Source organism: Granulicella mallensis MP5ACTX8 (assembly GCF_000178955.2).
GTDB classification, from domain to species: domain Bacteria; phylum Acidobacteriota; class Terriglobia; order Terriglobales; family Acidobacteriaceae; genus Granulicella; species Granulicella mallensis.
Genome location: NC_016631.1, coordinates 18,136 through 33,876, shown reverse-complemented (window position 1 = coordinate 33,876; position 15,741 = coordinate 18,136). Strand labels below are relative to the sequence as shown.

The window sequence follows — 15,741 nt, the reverse complement described above, 5'->3', positions numbered from 1 at the left end:
ACGATTACGCTATCGCATCTCTGAATAAAGGAACGTCGTCGAGTCTTTCGCGCGCGATCTCGCAAAAATGGGCGTCCTGCTCAAAACCCAGAAATTGACGATTACTCGCTTGTGCTGCAACCAATGTAGAGCCGCTCCCGCAAAATGGGTCGAGAACTAGTTGGCCTTCTATCGTGGTTAGCTCTATTAAGGCTCGCATTAGTCGCACAGGCTTTTGCGTCGGATGTAGTCCACCTTCACCTGATTCCATACCGCAGACAATCACGTTATTAGGCTGACTTTGGTATCTGAGCAAGGCTCGCTCGTTGAACGCACCGAGGCCATGGTTAAGCACGTTATCAGCAATGGTCTTGCCGATAGGATACGGCTTAACAAACCACAGAATGGGCTCGAAAGTAGGTCTTAGATTCCCAACCTTCCACCCCTCCCACTTGTCTCGGTTATCAAAGTCCCCGCGACGCTCAAACACTACACTCAAGCGCTGTGCGCGGTGAGCTGCACGATCTCGAAGCCAACCAAGCATGTCTTTATATGTAAAGCCGGAATCTTCCATAGCCGCAACGCAGCGATGTGAGAGACGCCTTCCAGCAAAGACAATCGCTGACCCACCCGGTTTCAAAACCCTCAACCAATCAGGAGCCCATGTCAGACACCAGTCGTAGTATTGTTTCGGGATTGCACGATCTGCCTCCGACCATCCATTCAGAGGTTTTCCCCTCTTCTTAAAAATCGCCCCAGCCTTGTCCTGCGCAGGACTAGAGCCTAGATAGGCAGAATTAGTATTGTCATGTAACACATCCCAGTCATCGGCCCCAATCCCGTAAGGTATGTCACTCAAAATCAGATCGATACTGGAATCATGTACTCCCTTTAAAAGAGAAACCGAGTCACCCTCAAGTATGGTGTTATACGTTACGCTCATGCTATCTCCATTAAGCCATTGTCTGAAAATGACTTAATCAATTTCTCTCTGGCGTCTAATTTGCGAAATTTAACAAGTGCCTGGATTGCTTCAGCATGAGTCATCCTGAGAATTCGACTGCGCTCGGTGGAAAGACAAGCTAACGCTTCCTGCTTAGCGTCTGCTAGTGCTTCAACGAATGCCAACTTTTCCTCGCGCCAGAGATCCTTGAGACGATCGTCGAAATCAAGAAACGTCGTGTTTATGGCCCTCCAGTAAGCGCTTGCATCCTTTGAAGGGTGAAGAGTTGCTATCACCTTGAAGATCTGCTTTAAAAGCCGCCTTGCCTCGTTTGGTGAAGCGATTTCGGCGAATGCGGTTAATAGCGACAGATGGGAGAAAGAGAGGATACAGACGTCATCACTAATTGCTTGTCGATATATCTGACTTGAGTTGGAGGGCATTTGATACAAAGGGCAGATAACCATTGCATGCTGACGGTGGTACTTCCACTTATGCATGGAAGGGACTTTAAAGTCTTTCGCATTCTTAGCCGTACGGCTCAAACGGAATGCCTTCGCATCGGCTACAAACTCATAGTCATCGGCGAAACACTCAACATCAGCAGCGTCTCCACGCTCCACCAAAACAACAGAGCGAACCCCAAGATGAGTAAACGCCAAACTAGCTAATATGTCAGTGTACTTTGAATACAACTTCTCTTCACTGGAATCATGGTTGTAGGTTTCAGGAATGGCTCCACAGAGTCGTAGATGGCTTCTGAGACCCTGACCACCCGATACCTCAAGTTCTGACTCGAGCTCGCTAAATAGACGAGTCGAATCCGCGCCAAAGTCGCCGCTCAGCTTTTTAATTTCATTGATCCAGTATTTTCGGGTTTGAATTGCTTTTTCGGAGATGACTGTCGGCATACCATTCCTTAGAGCTCAGTATATGTGGGATCGCTTCGTTGGACTCACAATCCAATTTGCTGGGTGCCATTCATGCACGTCCTTTGCACATGAGTGGGTGGCCACGGGTTCCTTGCCACCCAAATCGTTGAGGGCAAGAGTGCGCCAACCGGCATCCCTGCTTGAGGTGTTGATCATCGGCCATGAGTAATGCATCTGTCTAAAGTCTGCGGAATTCAGCTTCCCTACTTCGGGTGCGAAATGGCCGGGTTGACGTCTGGAGCAGGAACTGGGCCTGTTCTTCGTCCACCGTGTCCAGCAGGGTGATGCCGGAGCCCTCCGACCGCAAGACCTGGGCGCGGAAGTAATACGTCTTGCCCGGCTGGGCGTTCAACCGGCGCAGGGCGATTCCATCTTCCGCCACTTCAGGCTGCCTGAAGCGTCCCCAAAATGGATTTAGACATCCCATCGGCCTCTTGATCGTTCCGTTTGATTGCCACGGTGAGGGCTTCCCGGGCACTTTCTATTTCGCTCACTATCTTGTCTTCCGGCACGCGGCTCATCAACGATGATTGGAATCTACTGCGGGATCAACTCTGCCACCTGCTGGAAAGCGAGTTTGGCTCCGTAAGAGATGGGGTCATACTGGCTTTCGCTGTTGACCTCGCTCACATGCACCAGTCGCTCCGCAAAGGTTGAAAGGATGAGGAATGCCTCTGTCATCGAAGAGTCGTATTGGCGGGCATGACCGATGTCGAAGCAGAGCGAGGCTTCTGGGAGTTCAGCAAAGATGCCTTTTAGCTCCGTTACGTTTCTGCCGCAGGGCTTCCGTCGGTCCATGTTTTCGATGGCCAGATGTTTCCCAAAGCGCCGCGCCAGTGCCCGAAGTCGAAGATCGCGTCGGGGTGCATGATGATCGGCCAGGCTGTGGGGATTTGCTGAAACAGAAGATCGGCCAGACCTTCCTCTTCTTCTTCTTCTGTAAATCGACCTGGAGCGTGAAACGACAGATAGGCATACCGGGCCAGATCCAATGTCGGCAACGCTTCCACGAGAGGAGCGACCTCCTCCATCCGAAGCGCCGAAAGCTCCAGGCAGGGGGGATCGTGAGGAGCAAGCATTCTCAAGGCCTCCTGAAAATCACCCTTCGCCAAAGCGCCGCTTGAAAATCCGATATTCCTCATTAGAAAACTCCGTATTCGATCGTCAGCTCCCCCAGTTTATTGGAGCGGTTCAAAAATATACCCGTGACAGCTGAGTGCCCTGCATCTCGACTCTGAGATGCGAGCTATCGGCGAAGCACGACTGCGTCAGCAAAAGGGCTTTTAGTCTCTCGACCGCAAAGGCAATACCCGCAGTCGCATTCTCTTCGGATCGACGGTAACCAGCGCCCCCTCAGCCAGCTCAGTCATCATCTGCTGCAAGGCCTCGATGACCTGTTTGCCGATCGTGTCCGGTAAAACATCCTGTGCACGAACTTGAACAACGCTCGGCCTTTCGCCAAGTGTCGTAGCTAGAAGGAGACCGAAATCTAAATCCTGCGTGAAGACTACATAACCGTTTGCTTTCGCAAAGGCCATAATCTCTGAATCTGGAGCGTTCGCCATCCTGAGCGACGACCAATGCGCGGCTTCGAAGCCTGCGTCTTTCAATATCTCCACCCAAAGCCGAGACATATTCATGTCGATAAGCAGCTTCATGCCTCGGCTAGCACGACCTCACGCGCTTCTGAAAGCCAGGCCGCATACCGAAGGGCCTGGAGCACATCTTCACGTTCAAGGTATGGGTACGCTGTGAGCACCTCATCCACGCTCCGCCCGGAGCCGATCAGCCCTACTACCATTCCGACCGTCACGCGCATTCCACGGATGCAGGCCTTGCCGCCCATAACAGCGGGGTTCTGCGTGATGCGATTCAGTTCTCCCATGCAATGCCCTCCCGGGTGGCGCACCCCTATGATAACGCCGCAATACGCTGCCTATTGCAACTTCCTGCCCGCGCTACTTCGGATGCGAAATCGCCCGGGATGAGGTCTGGAGCAGGAACTGGGCCTGGTCTTCGTCCACCGGGTCCAGCAGGGTGATGCCGGAGCCCTCCGAGCGCAAGACCTGGGCGCGGAAGGAATACGTCTCGCCCGGCTGGGCGTTCAACCGGCGCAGGGCTATTCCATCTTCCGCCAGAGACGGAGCCGCTCCCTGGGCCCGCACGCACAGATGATGGATGCCGGGATCGACCAGGAAGGTCAGGTAGGTTTCGTTCAGAGTCGCGCCCACCCACTGGCCGTCCACCCCCACTCTCACCAGCGCACCGCTCAGGGGAGCCCTCGCGATGTTCTCGAACAGGTACACCAGGACCTTGCCGGAAGGGACCTGCGGCGCGGGCTGCTGGGACTTGTCGGACTTCACCTCAAAGCTGGCACTCGACGGGCCACACGCGGCCATCGCCGCAGGAGTGGCCTCGCCCCGCTGCTGCGCTCCTGCCGGTGTAAGGGCCAGTCCCAGAATGAAGAAGCTTACAGCTAGACGAACTCTCATGGCACTCTCCCTACCTTGCGCCGGGTTGAAGTTGGCTGGGTGGCGCGGTTTGATGTCGTAGAGACGACACTGCTTTTCGGTTGGGGTTGGTAAGTAGGTGTTTTTCGGATCTCCCCCAATGCTGTCATCTCGACCGGAGCATGACGGCTTTATGTCATACGTAGCGGAGAGACCTGCAGTTTGCCCATGGAGGCACTATCGCCCGCATGAGCAAACTGCAGGTCTCTCCGTCCTGAGCGAAGTCGAATGGACGGCGGCAAAGAACGCCGCCTCCGGTCGAGATGACAATTTTGTAGGAAAGTCGACAAAACACTCGCGATAGACAAACAAATGACAAACCATACTGCACCCGCAACAGCGCGTACCGAAACATTTTTAACCAATCCGCATCTAACTCAGTAGAGGTTTTTATGATGCAAAGGTCCTCAACTCTCCTGCTTGCCCTGGCGATGCTCTCCGCATCTGCCGCCACGTCGCTGGCGCAGAATACGGGTACGGCTGACCCCGATAGTGCTCCTGCACCACCCCCTACCAATTACATGCAGAACCAGGCGGCTCCCATCCAGCGCACGGTCCCCAACGGTTTCCGCGCCCACAACCTGGGCAGCGGCCAATCCCTTGAGACCACCGACGGCACCGCCAGCGCCCGCGTCATGCCCGGCGTTCTGGTTCGTGTCGGACCCAATACCGCCGTTCGTACCATCTCGGCCGACGCCAGCGGCACCGAGCTCCGTCTGGAGCATGGTCTCGCCAACGTCAGCGTCTTCCACCCCGCGGACAGCGCCCAGATCCTCGTCGACCTGCCGGGCGGACAGACCGCGCTGGTAAAGGACGGCATCTACACCTTCAACGCCGACACCAACACCGTCCGCGTCTTCAAGGGTGAAGCCCGCGCCTACTCCCACCAGACCAACGCCACCGACAAGGGCGTCAAGGTGAAGGAGAACCACGAGGTCTCCTTCGGCTCACAGCCCATCCGCTCGGTCGAAAACGATCCCAACCAGGCTCGCGCCGACCTGCTGCCGGTACCTAACTACGCTCGCTATCGTAGCGACGATGGTGGCGACTATGGCTATGGCGGCTACCCCTACTACGGCTATGGCTACGGCTTTGGACCCTATGATTACTGGGGCTGGGGCTATCCGTACTACGGCTTCGGCTATGGCTTCTACGGTGGTTACGGCTTCCGAGGCGGCTATGGATACCGTGGTGGCTACGGCTACGGCGGTGGATTCCACGGCGGCTACGGTGGCGGCGGCTTCCATGGCGGCGGTGGAGGCGGAGGCTTCCACGGTGGTGGTGGCGGCGGTCATCGCTAATCCCTGAACGCTCCAGATCCAGTCACTTCCTGAAAACCCCTCTTCTTAGCAATCCCGAGAAGAGGGGTTTTCTGCGTTTGCGAACAGGCAGTGAATCCTCGGTGAACGTTCGCCCGGCAGCACAACCCCGGTCCGGGCATCCGACTCAGACGGTCTGGGGCAACTCTCCAGAGGTCCCAGGAGGATTCACACCATGGCACACGAAGCGCACAAGAAGGCAGCAGAACACCATGAGCACGCGGCCAAGGCCCACCACGCGGCAGCGGAACACCACGAAAGCGGCGATCACAAGGCCGCTCACGAGCACTCGGAGAAGGCCCATGAGCACTCGACAGAGGCTCACAAGCACTCCGCCGATGCGCACTCCAAGTCTGTCAGCAAGCAGTAACTGAAACTCCTGCACGAAAGAAGGCCGAAGACCGCGGAGAGAGGAAACAAACCCTCGCCGCAGTCTTCGGCCTTTTCAGCTTTACGGCTTATTGCCTTGAGCCAGTTTTAGCTCGCCGGAAACACCGCAACATCATCTCCGATGTAGGCGTGCAATGCCTGGCCCTTCTTGATCTCTACATTCTTGCCGTGTTTGATCAGGCCGATCGGCCCGAAGAGCACCGTCAGAACGACGGCGCTGGTCGTTCCGCTCTCACCTTCTTTACCCTTGGTGCCGCGCAATCTGATCTTGGTATCGCCTACCTTCATGTAATCGAGCCGCAGATTCAGTTCGCCGGCCTTGCCCATCATGCCCGACTTCTCCGCCTTGGTTACCTCGCCAAACGCCTTCGCGCCGGCCTTCGCCACCACCACGTTGCCCACCTTCAGGTCGTCGGCGAGAATCAGTGTTACCGGGTCGCCTTCGGATGAGGTCTTGGAACTCAGGTCCTGCGCAAACTGTAGATTCACATCTTCGCCCTCGCGAAGCATGTACCTGCCCGAGGCGTCAGGAGCTGTAGGGTCTGCTACTCGAACCGGTGCTGCCACAGGGGCAACAGGGGAGCTTATTGCTGAAGCTACTGGTACTGAAGCTGCCGGAACAGTGGTTTGTTGTCCAACGGCACGACCGCCAACGGCGGAAAGAACTACAAGAGAAGACACAAGCAGACGCCGCATAGGAAGAGCCTTAACGTGAAGGATGAATGACACCTAAACCTACGTGGAAGCTGCCGAAGAAACAAGTGAATTAACGTTGCGAGCAAGTTCTTATAGAGCATACTCATCCAACATAGGCACAAATCTAAGCCCCGAAGGGGCGACGCCATACCAGCCCAGGGCGTAGCCCTGGGTTTTGTGCATAGCAAGAAAGAGAGGGCTGAAGGTCCGACCTATCGTGGTATTACCGATAGGTCGGGCCTTGAGCCCTCTGCTCTTCGTGATGCCTTCTACCCAGGGCTACGCCCTGGGCTGGTATAGCGTCGCCCCTTCGGGCTTAGTTTCGTGCTTGCTCTCTCATCTATTTCAAATGAGCATCGTCCATCTGATTACTTGCCCTTGTAAGGCACGTACAGCTCGGGAAACTCCTTCTTCAGAGCCTCGAGCTTGGGACGGTCGCAGACCAGGATGTAGGGGTTGTTCGGGTTGTTGAGCGCGTAGTCCTGGTGGTAGTCCTCACCGCGGTAGAAGCCCTTCGAGGGCGTAACCTCCGTCACAATCGGCTTGGGGAAGATCTTCCCGGCGTTGAGCTGCGCGATGTAGGCCAGGCTGATGCGGCGCTGATCGTCGTTCAGCGTGAAGATCGCCGACCGGTAGGACGTTCCTACATCCGGCCCCTGGCGATTAAGCTGCGTCGGATCATGCACCACCGAGAAGAAGAGCTGCAACAGCCGGCCATAGGTGATCTTCGAGGGGTCGTAGACGACCTCGACGGATTCAGCATGGCCGGTGGTCTCCGTCGTTACCTGGTCGTAGGTTGCCGTCGAGGCCGAGCCGCCCGCATAACCGGCGGTCGTAGCCAGCACGCCGCGCACATGCTCAAAGACGGTCTGCGTGCCCCAGAAGCAGCCGCCCGCAAAGATGGCCTTCTGCTTTCCTGCGGTAGTCGCGAGAGCAACGTCAGTGGTGGGAGCGGGAACAGGGGGCCTGTCGGCCGCCTTGCATCCAGCGCAGAGTGAAAGAGCCAGCAGAACAGCGAGCATCGAGTTTCGCAGCAGGTTGAAGCGGGACATGGAGACCTCCGTGGGTCGTTGTACAGATATAGGACTGTTGCGGGGCCCGAGGGGTTACATAAGTACTCTACGGATCGCCCGTTGCTGGTCGCGTGCACTGCTATTCGTGAGGCAAGAACGGAAGGGCATGGCTTCTGCCATGCCGTAGAGCCGTTCTTTTATCTCTCCTCGTGCTGTTGCGCTTCTATTGGCACGGTTGAAACCGTGCCCTTCCGTTCTTGCCATGCGAAAGTCATGGACAATCCAAGCAGACAGCAGGTTCCTCGGCTACGCCTCGGAATGACAACCAGAAAAGCAAAGACAACAGCAGGAGTGACACCAAACACCTTCTACGCCGTATAACTGCGCCCCAGACCCAGAGCAGCAAGTCCCTTTCTATAGGCAATCGAGCTGCGATCCGCCGGGAAATGCGCTTCTTCCTGGAGATCGATCGGCAGATCCTCCGGCCACTGCCGCTCCACGATCGCGATATCCTCCGCAAACACCTGGTGGTTGAAGTCGAGCGTCGCCTGCAGCGGAGCGTCCTTATCGAAGTTCCGGCAGATCGGCACAAAGAGCTGCGTCTGCCGCGCGGAGACCGGCGACGCCGCATTCATGATGTGGAGCTGGCCGTCGTTCGGAAAGAAGACCGTGAGCTTTGCCGTAAAGGGGTAGTAGACCTCGAACCGCCTGCGCCAGAGAAAGTCCGGCGGGTTCAGGTGCTTGTACCCATGCGAGTAGTTGCTGACCGTGCTGATGTAATCGGCCACAAACCCAGCCGGAGTCTTCGTGATGGGATAGTCCGGCACGACCGTGTTGTCTGCCTCGCCGAAGCTCTCCGTGTGGATGAACGCGAAGTGGCTGACGTCGAGGAAGCCCTCAATCTGGCGCCCTGCGGCGGCTTTAATCGGAACGCTGTTGGGCAGTACCGTCAGGTAAGCCGGGTCGTCCCACTCGTTCATCTCCGGCAATGCCAGCGGTCCGTTGTCCACCAGCCGCACCCACACCAGGCCATAGCGCTCCTGCACTTGAAACATCTGGAGGCGCAGGCGTGGCGAGATCGCTCCGCCGGGATGCGCGGGGATGCAGGTACAGCGGCCCTCGCGGTCGTAGCGCAGCCCGTGATATTTGCAGATGATCTCGTCGCCTTCGACGTGCCCCATGCTCAGCGGAACGCCGCGATGCTGGCAGATATCCCGTGCCGCGGCCAGCTTGCCGTCGGAGAGGCGATAGACCACAACGCGCTCATCAAGCAGAGTCGCCGCGTAGGGCTGGCTGCCGACCTCGTGCGAGAAGGCGACCGGGTACCAGAATGGCGCAAGCGCCCGCCAGTCGGACTCGGTAAAGGTGCATCCGCGGGGGAGAACGGCCTGCGCAGACTCTGCTGAAACTAACTCAGAGGCCGGAAGGAAGCTGGTAGAGGTCGTCATGAAGCATTATGGCCTCAGGTGCAAGGTTGGATCAATCGGGCCTAGCTGTCGCCATGACCGGAGAATGTCCAGTGGCGGACTGGACCCACGTCGACATGCACAAACTGGCTGATCGGGTAGTAGCCGACGCCCCCGGCCTGCAGGCTCAGCGCAGCATCGCGCAGGCGGCGGGTACGGATGCCGGGCACGCGGATGTCGATCGCCTTGGCCTCCATGTGCTGCGAATGCTTGGCCACGCCGGTATCCGCGCTAAGCGTGCGCAGGTACTCGTTGCTCTCCGGGGTGCGATAGCCGCAGACGACGTCGATCATGCCCTGCGGGCGGCCTAGCCGGGCCAGCAGGTTGTGCAACAGGTCGAACTCATGGGGATCGTAGTGGCTCTCATCCTCGGTCCGGTGGTCGCGCAGAAAGTGGTTGAGCTTCTCCATCGCGGCAGGAATGTACACATTGCCGATGCGATAGACCACGTCGATGCTCTCGCCGGTGTGCAGATGGTAGAGCTTCAACTCGTACTTGTGGCCGGCCGTGGGCAGGCTTTCGCCGTCCTCGGGCAGGGTTCCAGGAGAAAGCAGGGCCACCGGCCTGAAGGCCAGTACGCGTGAGTGCATGTGCATTCGTGTGCTGCGAGCAGAGGCAGGAAGGCTCAGGCCGAGCAGACCGGCGAGGGCAAAACCAGCAAACGCGAGTTTGCGTATAGGGAAGGAGAACGATGCGGGAAGGAGGCGCAGATTCAAGAAAGTTAGTCTCCGGGAGAGGATGGTCTGCACTTGCAAGTCAGGCCGGGCGAATGGAATTCGCTAATCGCCATTTCTCTACTGCCATTCTAGCGTGAGAGTTGGGTTTTGCGATGTCATGTATTTGTAAAGACATTGTCAAAGTAGCTTCCGGGGCAACCTTTTGCCTTTGCCTGGTTTCGTTGTTACCTGTTTTCCGCCGTTGTTTGTTTTTTGTCGTCATCCTGAGCGGTACGCGAAGGATGACGGCGAAAAACAGGCAACAGCAACTACGATCCTTGCAGGTCCTGGCCTCAAAGCCGATACCGATACCACGTCTACGCACCCTTGACGGCGGCTGTATCATCTAAATAGACATGTTTCGCACAGGCACAAATTCGGTGAGCACCTCCCGCGTGACGCCTCCTCGTCACGACTTTGCCTAGCTGCGCCCACCCGCTCTGTTTCGTTTTCTAATCCCTAATCCCTGTGCCCTAATCCCTGCCCTCGCAGGAGGAGCCGCCTTATGTTCGACCGCCTTGACCAGATTGAAGAACGCTACGAAGACCTCGGCCGCCAGTTGGGCGACCCCACCCTGGTCTCCGACCAGAAGAAGTTTCAGACCGTCGCCAAGCAGCATCGCGACCTGGAACCCACGGTGGACAAGTTCCGCGAGTACCGCAAGCTGCGCGACGGCGTCGCCGAAGCCAAAGCCATGCTCACCGAGAGTGACGCCGAGATGCGCGCTATGGCCGAGGACGAACTCCTTACACTTGAGCCGAAGCTTGCCACCACGGAAGAAGAGTTGAAGGTACTGCTGCTGCCCAAGGACCCGAACGACGATAAGAACGTCATCGTCGAACTGCGCGCAGGCACCGGCGGCGACGAGGCCTCGCTGTTCGTCGCCGAAGTCTTCCGCATGTACCTGCGCTTCGCCGAGCAGCACAAGTGGAAGGTGGAAGTACTCTCCCAGACCGACTCCGACGTGGGCGGCCTGAAGGACGTGACGGCCATATTCGAAGGCGACAAGGTCTACTCGCAGATGAAGTACGAGTCCGGCGTGCACCGCGTGCAGCGCGTTCCCGCGACCGAGACCCAGGGCCGCGTACACACCTCCGCCATCACCGTAGCCGTGTTGCCCGAGGCTGAAGAGGTTGACGTGAAGGTCGAGGCTAAGGACCTGCGCATCGACACCTTCTGCTCCTCCGGCCCCGGCGGACAGTCGGTAAACACGACCTACTCGGCGATCCGCATCACGCACCTGCCGACCAACACGGTCGTGAGCTGCCAGGATGAGAAGTCGCAGATCAAGAATCGCGAAAAGGCCATGCGCGTTCTGCGCGCGCGCTTGTATGAAGTCGAGGCAGAGCGTGTTCACCAGCTTCAGGCCAAGGAGCGCAAGCAACAGGTCGGCACAGGCGATCGCAGCGAGAAGATCCGCACCTACAACTTCCCTCAGAACCGCTTGACCGATCACCGCATCGGGCTGACGAACCATCAGCTTGCGATGGTGATGGAAGGCCTGCTGCAGCCGACGGTAGACGCGTTGATCGCACACTACACGGCGGAGCGGCTGCGTGCAGAAGTCGCTGCCTGATTTGGGCTTTGCGTCTACACAGCGGAGAGATTGAAGTAAAGAGCAGTCGTTTAAAACGACTGCTCTTTACTTTTAAATAGACCACCCCAAACGCTGTCATCTCGACCGAAGGCGCTCTTTTGCGCCGCAGTGGAGAGACCTGCAGGCTTGCCCATGGAGGCAATATCACCCGCACAGGCAAACTGCAGGTCTCTCCACTCCGCATGACATAGAGCCGTCATGCTTCGGTCGAGATGACAAGGTTTTGGGTAGGTTGAGATAGCAAACGTCACCCCATCACTTCTCCGGCAACTTCTCTCGAATCGTCTGCGCCACATCTTCAATCGACGTGTCCTGACTCAGTTCGCGCACCTCTTTGGTATTGGCCTCCCGGCTCAAGCCCATCTCGTTGGCGATATGCCGATCCATGCCCAGCACGGCAGTGATCTCCTTCTCGGTCAGCATCAGGATCTGCAGCATCAGGTGGTCGCGCTCATCCGAGCGGCGGCCCAGGCGGGTCTGCCGCATCAGGATGAAGCTCGCCACCAGGATCGACTCCATCGCAACACACGTCTGCAGCAGAGAAAACGGAGCCGGATCGAAGTGCCGGGTATGGGGCAGAAGGTTGTACCCGATCCACAACGCAAACACGCAAAGATGTCCCACGACGAAGGAGAGGCTGCCGACAAATCCCGCAATGGCGTCACTGGCCCGCACCGCGCGCGACCGCTGCGAGAGAAACTCCTGCTCATGTTTCGCGATCAGTTCGATGTGGTCCTGAACATGGCTCTGCGACATGGCATACGCCCCTTACATGAATTGGATGCACGACGGCCTATCCGCTGATAATCTTCCCCGTATGCGCCGCTTGTTTCCTCTTGCGTTGATTCTTGTCGCCACAAGCCTGGCCGCCACAAGTCCGGCACCAGCCCAACAAGTCTTTACCCTACAGCAGATTCTCAGCGCGCCCTATGCGCTCGCGCTTACCGCAGCCCCAGTCGGCACGCAATTTGCCTGGATAGAAAACGCCGAAGGACGCCGCAATATCTGGGTAGGCGGACCGCAGGCGGCTGCGCGGCAGATCACGACCTACACCGAGGACGATGGGCAGGACATCGACGGCCTCGCCTGGTCCCCTGACGGCACCAGCCTTGCCTACAACCGCGGCGCGGAGAACGGTGCCGGCGGCAAGCCTGCAAACCCGGCACACCTGCAGAGGCCCACCCCGGTCGAAGTGTGGGTGCAACCGCTCGCCGCAGGGCAGCAGCCCATGCTGCTTGGCGAAGGCCATGCCCCTCTGTTTTCGCGCGATGGGCGAAGCGTATTGTTCCTGCGCGGAGGCCAGATCTGGAGCGCGGATCTCACGGCTCCCACTGCTGCACATCAGCTTGTCTTCGACCGTGGCTCCGCGAGCTCCCTCACGCTCTCCCCGGATGGCAAGCTGCTGGCCTTCGTCAGCCGCCGTAAAGACCACAGCTTTATCGGCCTCTTCGATCTGGGCACGCGCACACTCCGCTTTCTCGCGCCTTCGACCGGCAGCGATCTCGCGCCGAGTTTCTCCCCCGACAGCAGACAGATTGCCTGGCTGCGCAAGCCGTTTACAGAGGTTCCGGAGTTCGCGACCAACCGCACCTCCGCGTATCCCTGGTCAATTCAGCTTGCGGATGGCGCCAGCGGTGAAGCGCATACTCTCTACTCGCCGAAGCCCAACGAGCGCGGGAGTGTTCTGCCTCACCTCTCAAGCGGCGGCCCGCATGTGTTCTGGACTGTAGGTAGCAAGCTGCTCTTCTTCAGTGAAGCGGATGGCTGGGTGCATCTTTACTCGATACAAATTACTAGCAAAGACAAGTCGCCAAAACTTGACGAGCATGGTTCGCAGCCGCGTCTTCTTACTCCTGGAGCCTTCGAGGTGGAAGATGCCACGTTGGATTCTGGTGGACGAACGATCCTCTACACCTCCAACGCCACCGATGCCGATCGCCGTCATCTCTGGAAGATCGATCTTGTTCACGCGAACGCAGAGCCGATGGCGCTTACTCACGGCAGCGGAATTGAGACACATCCTCAGATGGATTCCACCGGCAAAATTGCGGCCATTGCTTCCGATGCGCGTACGCCTTCGCACCCTGTGCTGGTGGCTACGAATGGAACACTTGCGGCGTTACATGCTGGCGCTCTGCCGCAAAGCTATCCGGCTACGTTAGTCACGCCGCAGCAGGTGCTCTTGCACTCGACGGATGGGATTGCTCTCCATGCGCAGTTGTTCAAACCAGAGTTGGTGAGCAGGATAGGCAAACGGCCCGCCATCGTCTTCTTCCACGGCGGCCCTGAGCGGCAGATGCTGCTTGGCTATCCGGCGATGGACTACTACTCCAACGCCTATGCCATGAACCAGTACCTCGTCTCGCGCGGATTCATCGTGCTCTCGGTGAACTATCGCTGCGGCATCGGCTATGGAATGGACTTTCGCCAGTGCGAAGACTCAGGAGCCGCCGGGGCGAAGGAATACAACGACGTGCTCGCTGCCGCTGCCTATCTGCGCTCTCGCGACGATGTCGACGTGAAGCGCATCGGCGTGTGGGGTGGGAGCTATGGCGGCTACCTGACAGCCCTGGCACTGGCGCGTAACTCCGACCTGTTCGCCGCAGGAGTGGACTTTCACGGAGTCCACGACTGGAACCTCGAAGACGACGCTGCCAAGTGGCTGCGCGGATCAAATGCAGAGAAAGATGCGATTTCTCTAAAGGCTCGCAGCAGCTCACCGATTGCGGCGGCGGATCAGTGGCGCTCGCCCGTGCTCTTCATTCATGGGGATGACGACCCCGAAGTCGCCTACGCCGAGACTCCGGTGCTGGCCGATGTCCTGCGCGCTCGCGGTGTGCCTGTCGAAGAGTTGATCCTGCCTGATGAGGTGCATGACTTTCTGTTGCATCGCGACTGGCTCGCGAGCTATGAAGCGGCGGCGAAGTTTTTTGAGCGGACGCTGAAGCCCGGGCAATAGCACCACCCGCTTTTCGTCTTCATCCTGAGCCATCGGCGAAGGACCCCCGCATTGGGGTCCGCCACTGCATCTCGGCCAGGCACAGGTCTAAACAACCGAAGCTTGGCAGGCAGCGTTCGCTCGATCAGGCATGGTGCAGAATGCGGGGGTCCTTCGCGTACCGCTCAGGATGACGGAGAAAGACGAAAGACAAAAACATCGCCTCAATGCGCGTGACTATGCTCATGACCATGATGATGCCCACCCGGCCCATGATGATGGTGCGAGTGGCCGTCGATCACATCCGGCTCCGGCGGCGAGACGCAGCCATCGACCGTGGGGCAGTCGGTCACTTCGATCTGGATCGTCGAGTGATGAATGCCGAAGTGATCGCGTAGCTGGTGATTGATCCGCTCCAGCACGGCTTCGCTCTCGGCGAGCTGCATCTCGATGACCTGTACGTGGCTGGAGAGCGCATGCGACTGCGAGGTCAAACTCCAGACATGCAGATCATGCACGTTCACGACGCCCTCCACACCCTGCATGGCGGCGCGGATCTCTCCGAGGTCGAGCGAGCGCGGCGTACCTTCGAGCAGGATGTGCAGTGTCTCGCGCACGATGCCCCACGAGCTCCACAGGATCATCGCCGCGATGATCAGCGAGAGCAGGGGATCGATCCACTGCTGATGCGTGAACAGAATGGCCAGGCCGCCGAGAATGACGGCAGCGGTCGAAAGCGTGTCGCCCAGCATGTGCAGGAAGACGCTGCGGATGTTGACGTCGCCGGAGAACTTCCAGAGCAGCGCGGCGATCGCGCCGTTCATGACGACGCCGGCAGCGGCGACGGCCATCATCAGGTGCGGCTCCACGGTGACCGGATGAAAGAATCGCTGCAGTGCCGTAACGGCGATCCAGACGGCGAGCACCAGGAGGCTGAGCGCGTTAACGAAGCCCGCCAGAACGCCCGCACGCTGGTAGCCGAAGGTACGCTCATCGGTTGCCGGCCGCGTCTGCAGATAAACCGCGACGAAGCTGAGCGCGAGCGCAAGAAAGTCGGAGACGTTGTGCCCGGCTTCGGAGATCAGCGCGAGCGAATGCGCACGCAGGCCGAAGAACAGTGTTGCAAGAATATAGAGCAGGGTCAGCGCAAGCGAAAACTTGAGGATGCGCTGCATCGAGCCTCCGGACTTGGCGGGGACGGGCATATCTCTAGTGTAGACGCTTGGCAGAATCCGAGAGGCT

The 15,741-nt window shown here is 58.3% G+C and carries 18 protein-coding genes; 4 read left to right on the top strand and 14 right to left on the bottom strand.

The features are described 5' to 3' along the window. Positions 1-4 precede the first annotated feature (4 nt). The 8 genes from ACIX8_RS00145 to ACIX8_RS00115 form a co-directional block, all read right to left on the bottom strand. Positions 5-922, bottom strand: coding sequence for a DNA-methyltransferase (locus ACIX8_RS00145; protein ID WP_014263272.1), 918 nt, complete (start codon positions 920-922; stop codon positions 5-7). Next, positions 919-1,833, bottom strand: a complete 915-nt coding sequence (locus ACIX8_RS00140) for a HindIII family type II restriction endonuclease (protein ID WP_014263271.1) — start codon at positions 1,831-1,833, stop codon at positions 919-921. Before ACIX8_RS00140 ends, ACIX8_RS00145 begins: the two co-directional genes overlap by 4 nt. Before the next feature lie 199 nt (positions 1,834-2,032). Beyond that, positions 2,033-2,281 carry a hypothetical protein gene (locus ACIX8_RS00135; RefSeq protein ID WP_014263270.1) on the bottom strand — a complete coding sequence of 83 codons (249 nt, stop codon included), beginning with the start codon at positions 2,279-2,281 and terminating at the stop codon, positions 2,033-2,035. Between the two features lie 110 nt (positions 2,282-2,391). After that, complete coding sequence (locus ACIX8_RS25795; protein ID WP_190273728.1) at positions 2,392-2,535, bottom strand: hypothetical protein; 144 nt, start codon at positions 2,533-2,535, stop codon at positions 2,392-2,394. Between the two features lie 83 nt (positions 2,536-2,618). Then, positions 2,619-2,933, bottom strand: coding sequence for a hypothetical protein (locus ACIX8_RS24255; protein ID WP_052310533.1), 315 nt, complete (start codon positions 2,931-2,933; stop codon positions 2,619-2,621). Between the two features lie 204 nt (positions 2,934-3,137). After that, entirely contained in the window at positions 3,138-3,512 is a 375-nt protein-coding gene (locus tag ACIX8_RS00125; protein WP_014263269.1) for a DUF5615 family PIN-like protein, read from the bottom strand. Further along, positions 3,509-3,739, bottom strand: a complete 231-nt coding sequence (locus tag ACIX8_RS00120) for a DUF433 domain-containing protein (protein WP_014263268.1) — start codon at positions 3,737-3,739, stop codon at positions 3,509-3,511. Before ACIX8_RS00120 ends, ACIX8_RS00125 begins: the two co-directional genes overlap by 4 nt. Before the next feature lie 73 nt (positions 3,740-3,812). Then, positions 3,813-4,346, bottom strand: coding sequence for a hypothetical protein (locus ACIX8_RS00115; RefSeq protein ID WP_014263267.1), 534 nt, complete (start codon positions 4,344-4,346; stop codon positions 3,813-3,815). Positions 4,347-4,756: 410 nt separating this feature from the next. On the opposite strand from ACIX8_RS00115, the gene ACIX8_RS25790 reads away from it, so the two are divergent. Both ACIX8_RS25790 and ACIX8_RS00105 read left to right on the top strand, forming a co-directional pair. Further along, positions 4,757-5,665 (top strand): hypothetical protein, encoded by a 909-nt coding sequence (locus tag ACIX8_RS25790; RefSeq protein WP_014263266.1) that lies wholly within the window; start codon positions 4,757-4,759, stop codon positions 5,663-5,665. Between the two features lie 193 nt (positions 5,666-5,858). Next, positions 5,859-6,053 (top strand): hypothetical protein, encoded by a 195-nt coding sequence (locus ACIX8_RS00105; protein WP_014263265.1) that lies wholly within the window; start codon positions 5,859-5,861, stop codon positions 6,051-6,053. Positions 6,054-6,160: 107 nt separating this feature from the next. On the opposite strand, the gene ACIX8_RS00100 is transcribed toward ACIX8_RS00105, so the two are convergent. From ACIX8_RS00100 to ACIX8_RS00085, 4 genes are all read right to left on the bottom strand, one after another. Continuing rightward, complete coding sequence (locus ACIX8_RS00100; RefSeq protein ID WP_044175884.1) at positions 6,161-6,769, bottom strand: hypothetical protein; 609 nt, start codon at positions 6,767-6,769, stop codon at positions 6,161-6,163. 368 nt (positions 6,770-7,137) lie between these two features. Beyond that, positions 7,138-7,821: a peptide-methionine (S)-S-oxide reductase MsrA gene (gene msrA / locus ACIX8_RS00095; RefSeq protein WP_014263263.1), complete on the bottom strand. Its 684-nt coding sequence runs from the start codon at positions 7,819-7,821 to the stop codon at positions 7,138-7,140. Between the two features lie 329 nt (positions 7,822-8,150). Next, positions 8,151-9,230, bottom strand: coding sequence for an aromatic ring-hydroxylating oxygenase subunit alpha (locus ACIX8_RS00090; protein WP_014263262.1), 1,080 nt, complete (start codon positions 9,228-9,230; stop codon positions 8,151-8,153). Between the two features lie 41 nt (positions 9,231-9,271). Beyond that, positions 9,272-9,964, bottom strand: a complete 693-nt coding sequence (locus ACIX8_RS00085) for a YcbK family protein (RefSeq protein ID WP_014263261.1) — start codon at positions 9,962-9,964, stop codon at positions 9,272-9,274. A gap of 505 nt (positions 9,965-10,469) precedes the next feature. On the opposite strand from ACIX8_RS00085, the gene prfA reads away from it, so the two are divergent. Next, a complete protein-coding gene (prfA, locus tag ACIX8_RS00080) occupies positions 10,470-11,540 on the top strand; it encodes a peptide chain release factor 1 (protein WP_014263260.1) in 1,071 nt (356 codons plus the stop codon). A 276-nt stretch (positions 11,541-11,816) separates the two neighbouring features. Here the strand turns inward: prfA and ACIX8_RS00075 are convergent, their stop codons facing one another. Then, positions 11,817-12,317: a DUF1003 domain-containing protein gene (locus ACIX8_RS00075; protein ID WP_014263259.1), complete on the bottom strand. Its 501-nt coding sequence runs from the start codon at positions 12,315-12,317 to the stop codon at positions 11,817-11,819. Between the two features lie 61 nt (positions 12,318-12,378). On the opposite strand from ACIX8_RS00075, the gene ACIX8_RS00070 reads away from it, so the two are divergent. Further along, complete coding sequence (locus ACIX8_RS00070; RefSeq protein WP_044177473.1) at positions 12,379-14,520, top strand: alpha/beta fold hydrolase; 2,142 nt, start codon at positions 12,379-12,381, stop codon at positions 14,518-14,520. 203 nt (positions 14,521-14,723) lie between these two features. Here ACIX8_RS00070 and ACIX8_RS00065 read toward each other — a convergent pair whose 3' ends face one another. Then, positions 14,724-15,704: a cation diffusion facilitator family transporter gene (locus ACIX8_RS00065; RefSeq protein ID WP_044175882.1), complete on the bottom strand. Its 981-nt coding sequence runs from the start codon at positions 15,702-15,704 to the stop codon at positions 14,724-14,726. Between the last annotated feature and the right edge of the window lie 37 nt (positions 15,705-15,741).

Bases quoted from the DNA above. Each gene is read 5' to 3' on its own strand.
- ACIX8_RS00125 (WP_014263269.1), bottom strand. From the start codon at position 3,512: ATGAAGCTGCTTATCGACATGAATATGTCTCGGCTTTGGGTGGAGATA.
- ACIX8_RS25795 (WP_190273728.1), bottom strand. From the start codon at position 2,535: ATGACAGAGGCATTCCTCATCCTTTCAACCTTTGCGGAGCGACTGGTG.
- ACIX8_RS00090 (WP_014263262.1), bottom strand. From the start codon at position 9,230: ATGACGACCTCTACCAGCTTCCTTCCGGCCTCTGAGTTAGTTTCAGCA.
- ACIX8_RS00065 (WP_044175882.1), bottom strand. From the start codon at position 15,704: ATGCCCGTCCCCGCCAAGTCCGGAGGCTCGATGCAGCGCATCCTCAAG.
- ACIX8_RS00075 (WP_014263259.1), bottom strand. From the start codon at position 12,317: ATGTCGCAGAGCCATGTTCAGGACCACATCGAACTGATCGCGAAACAT.
- ACIX8_RS00120 (WP_014263268.1), bottom strand. From the start codon at position 3,739: ATGGGAGAACTGAATCGCATCACGCAGAACCCCGCTGTTATGGGCGGC.
- ACIX8_RS00105 (WP_014263265.1), top strand. From the start codon at position 5,859: ATGGCACACGAAGCGCACAAGAAGGCAGCAGAACACCATGAGCACGCG.
- ACIX8_RS00100 (WP_044175884.1), bottom strand. From the start codon at position 6,769: ATGCGGCGTCTGCTTGTGTCTTCTCTTGTAGTTCTTTCCGCCGTTGGC.
- ACIX8_RS00070 (WP_044177473.1), top strand. From the start codon at position 12,379: ATGCGCCGCTTGTTTCCTCTTGCGTTGATTCTTGTCGCCACAAGCCTG.
- prfA (WP_014263260.1), top strand. From the start codon at position 10,470: ATGTTCGACCGCCTTGACCAGATTGAAGAACGCTACGAAGACCTCGGC.
- ACIX8_RS00140 (WP_014263271.1), bottom strand. From the start codon at position 1,833: ATGCCGACAGTCATCTCCGAAAAAGCAATTCAAACCCGAAAATACTGG.
- ACIX8_RS25790 (WP_014263266.1), top strand. From the start codon at position 4,757: ATGATGCAAAGGTCCTCAACTCTCCTGCTTGCCCTGGCGATGCTCTCC.
- ACIX8_RS00135 (WP_014263270.1), bottom strand. From the start codon at position 2,281: ATGGGATGTCTAAATCCATTTTGGGGACGCTTCAGGCAGCCTGAAGTG.
- msrA (WP_014263263.1), bottom strand. From the start codon at position 7,821: ATGTCCCGCTTCAACCTGCTGCGAAACTCGATGCTCGCTGTTCTGCTG.
- ACIX8_RS00115 (WP_014263267.1), bottom strand. From the start codon at position 4,346: ATGAGAGTTCGTCTAGCTGTAAGCTTCTTCATTCTGGGACTGGCCCTT.
- ACIX8_RS00145 (WP_014263272.1), bottom strand. From the start codon at position 922: ATGAGCGTAACGTATAACACCATACTTGAGGGTGACTCGGTTTCTCTT.
- ACIX8_RS24255 (WP_052310533.1), bottom strand. From the start codon at position 2,933: ATGCTTGCTCCTCACGATCCCCCCTGCCTGGAGCTTTCGGCGCTTCGG.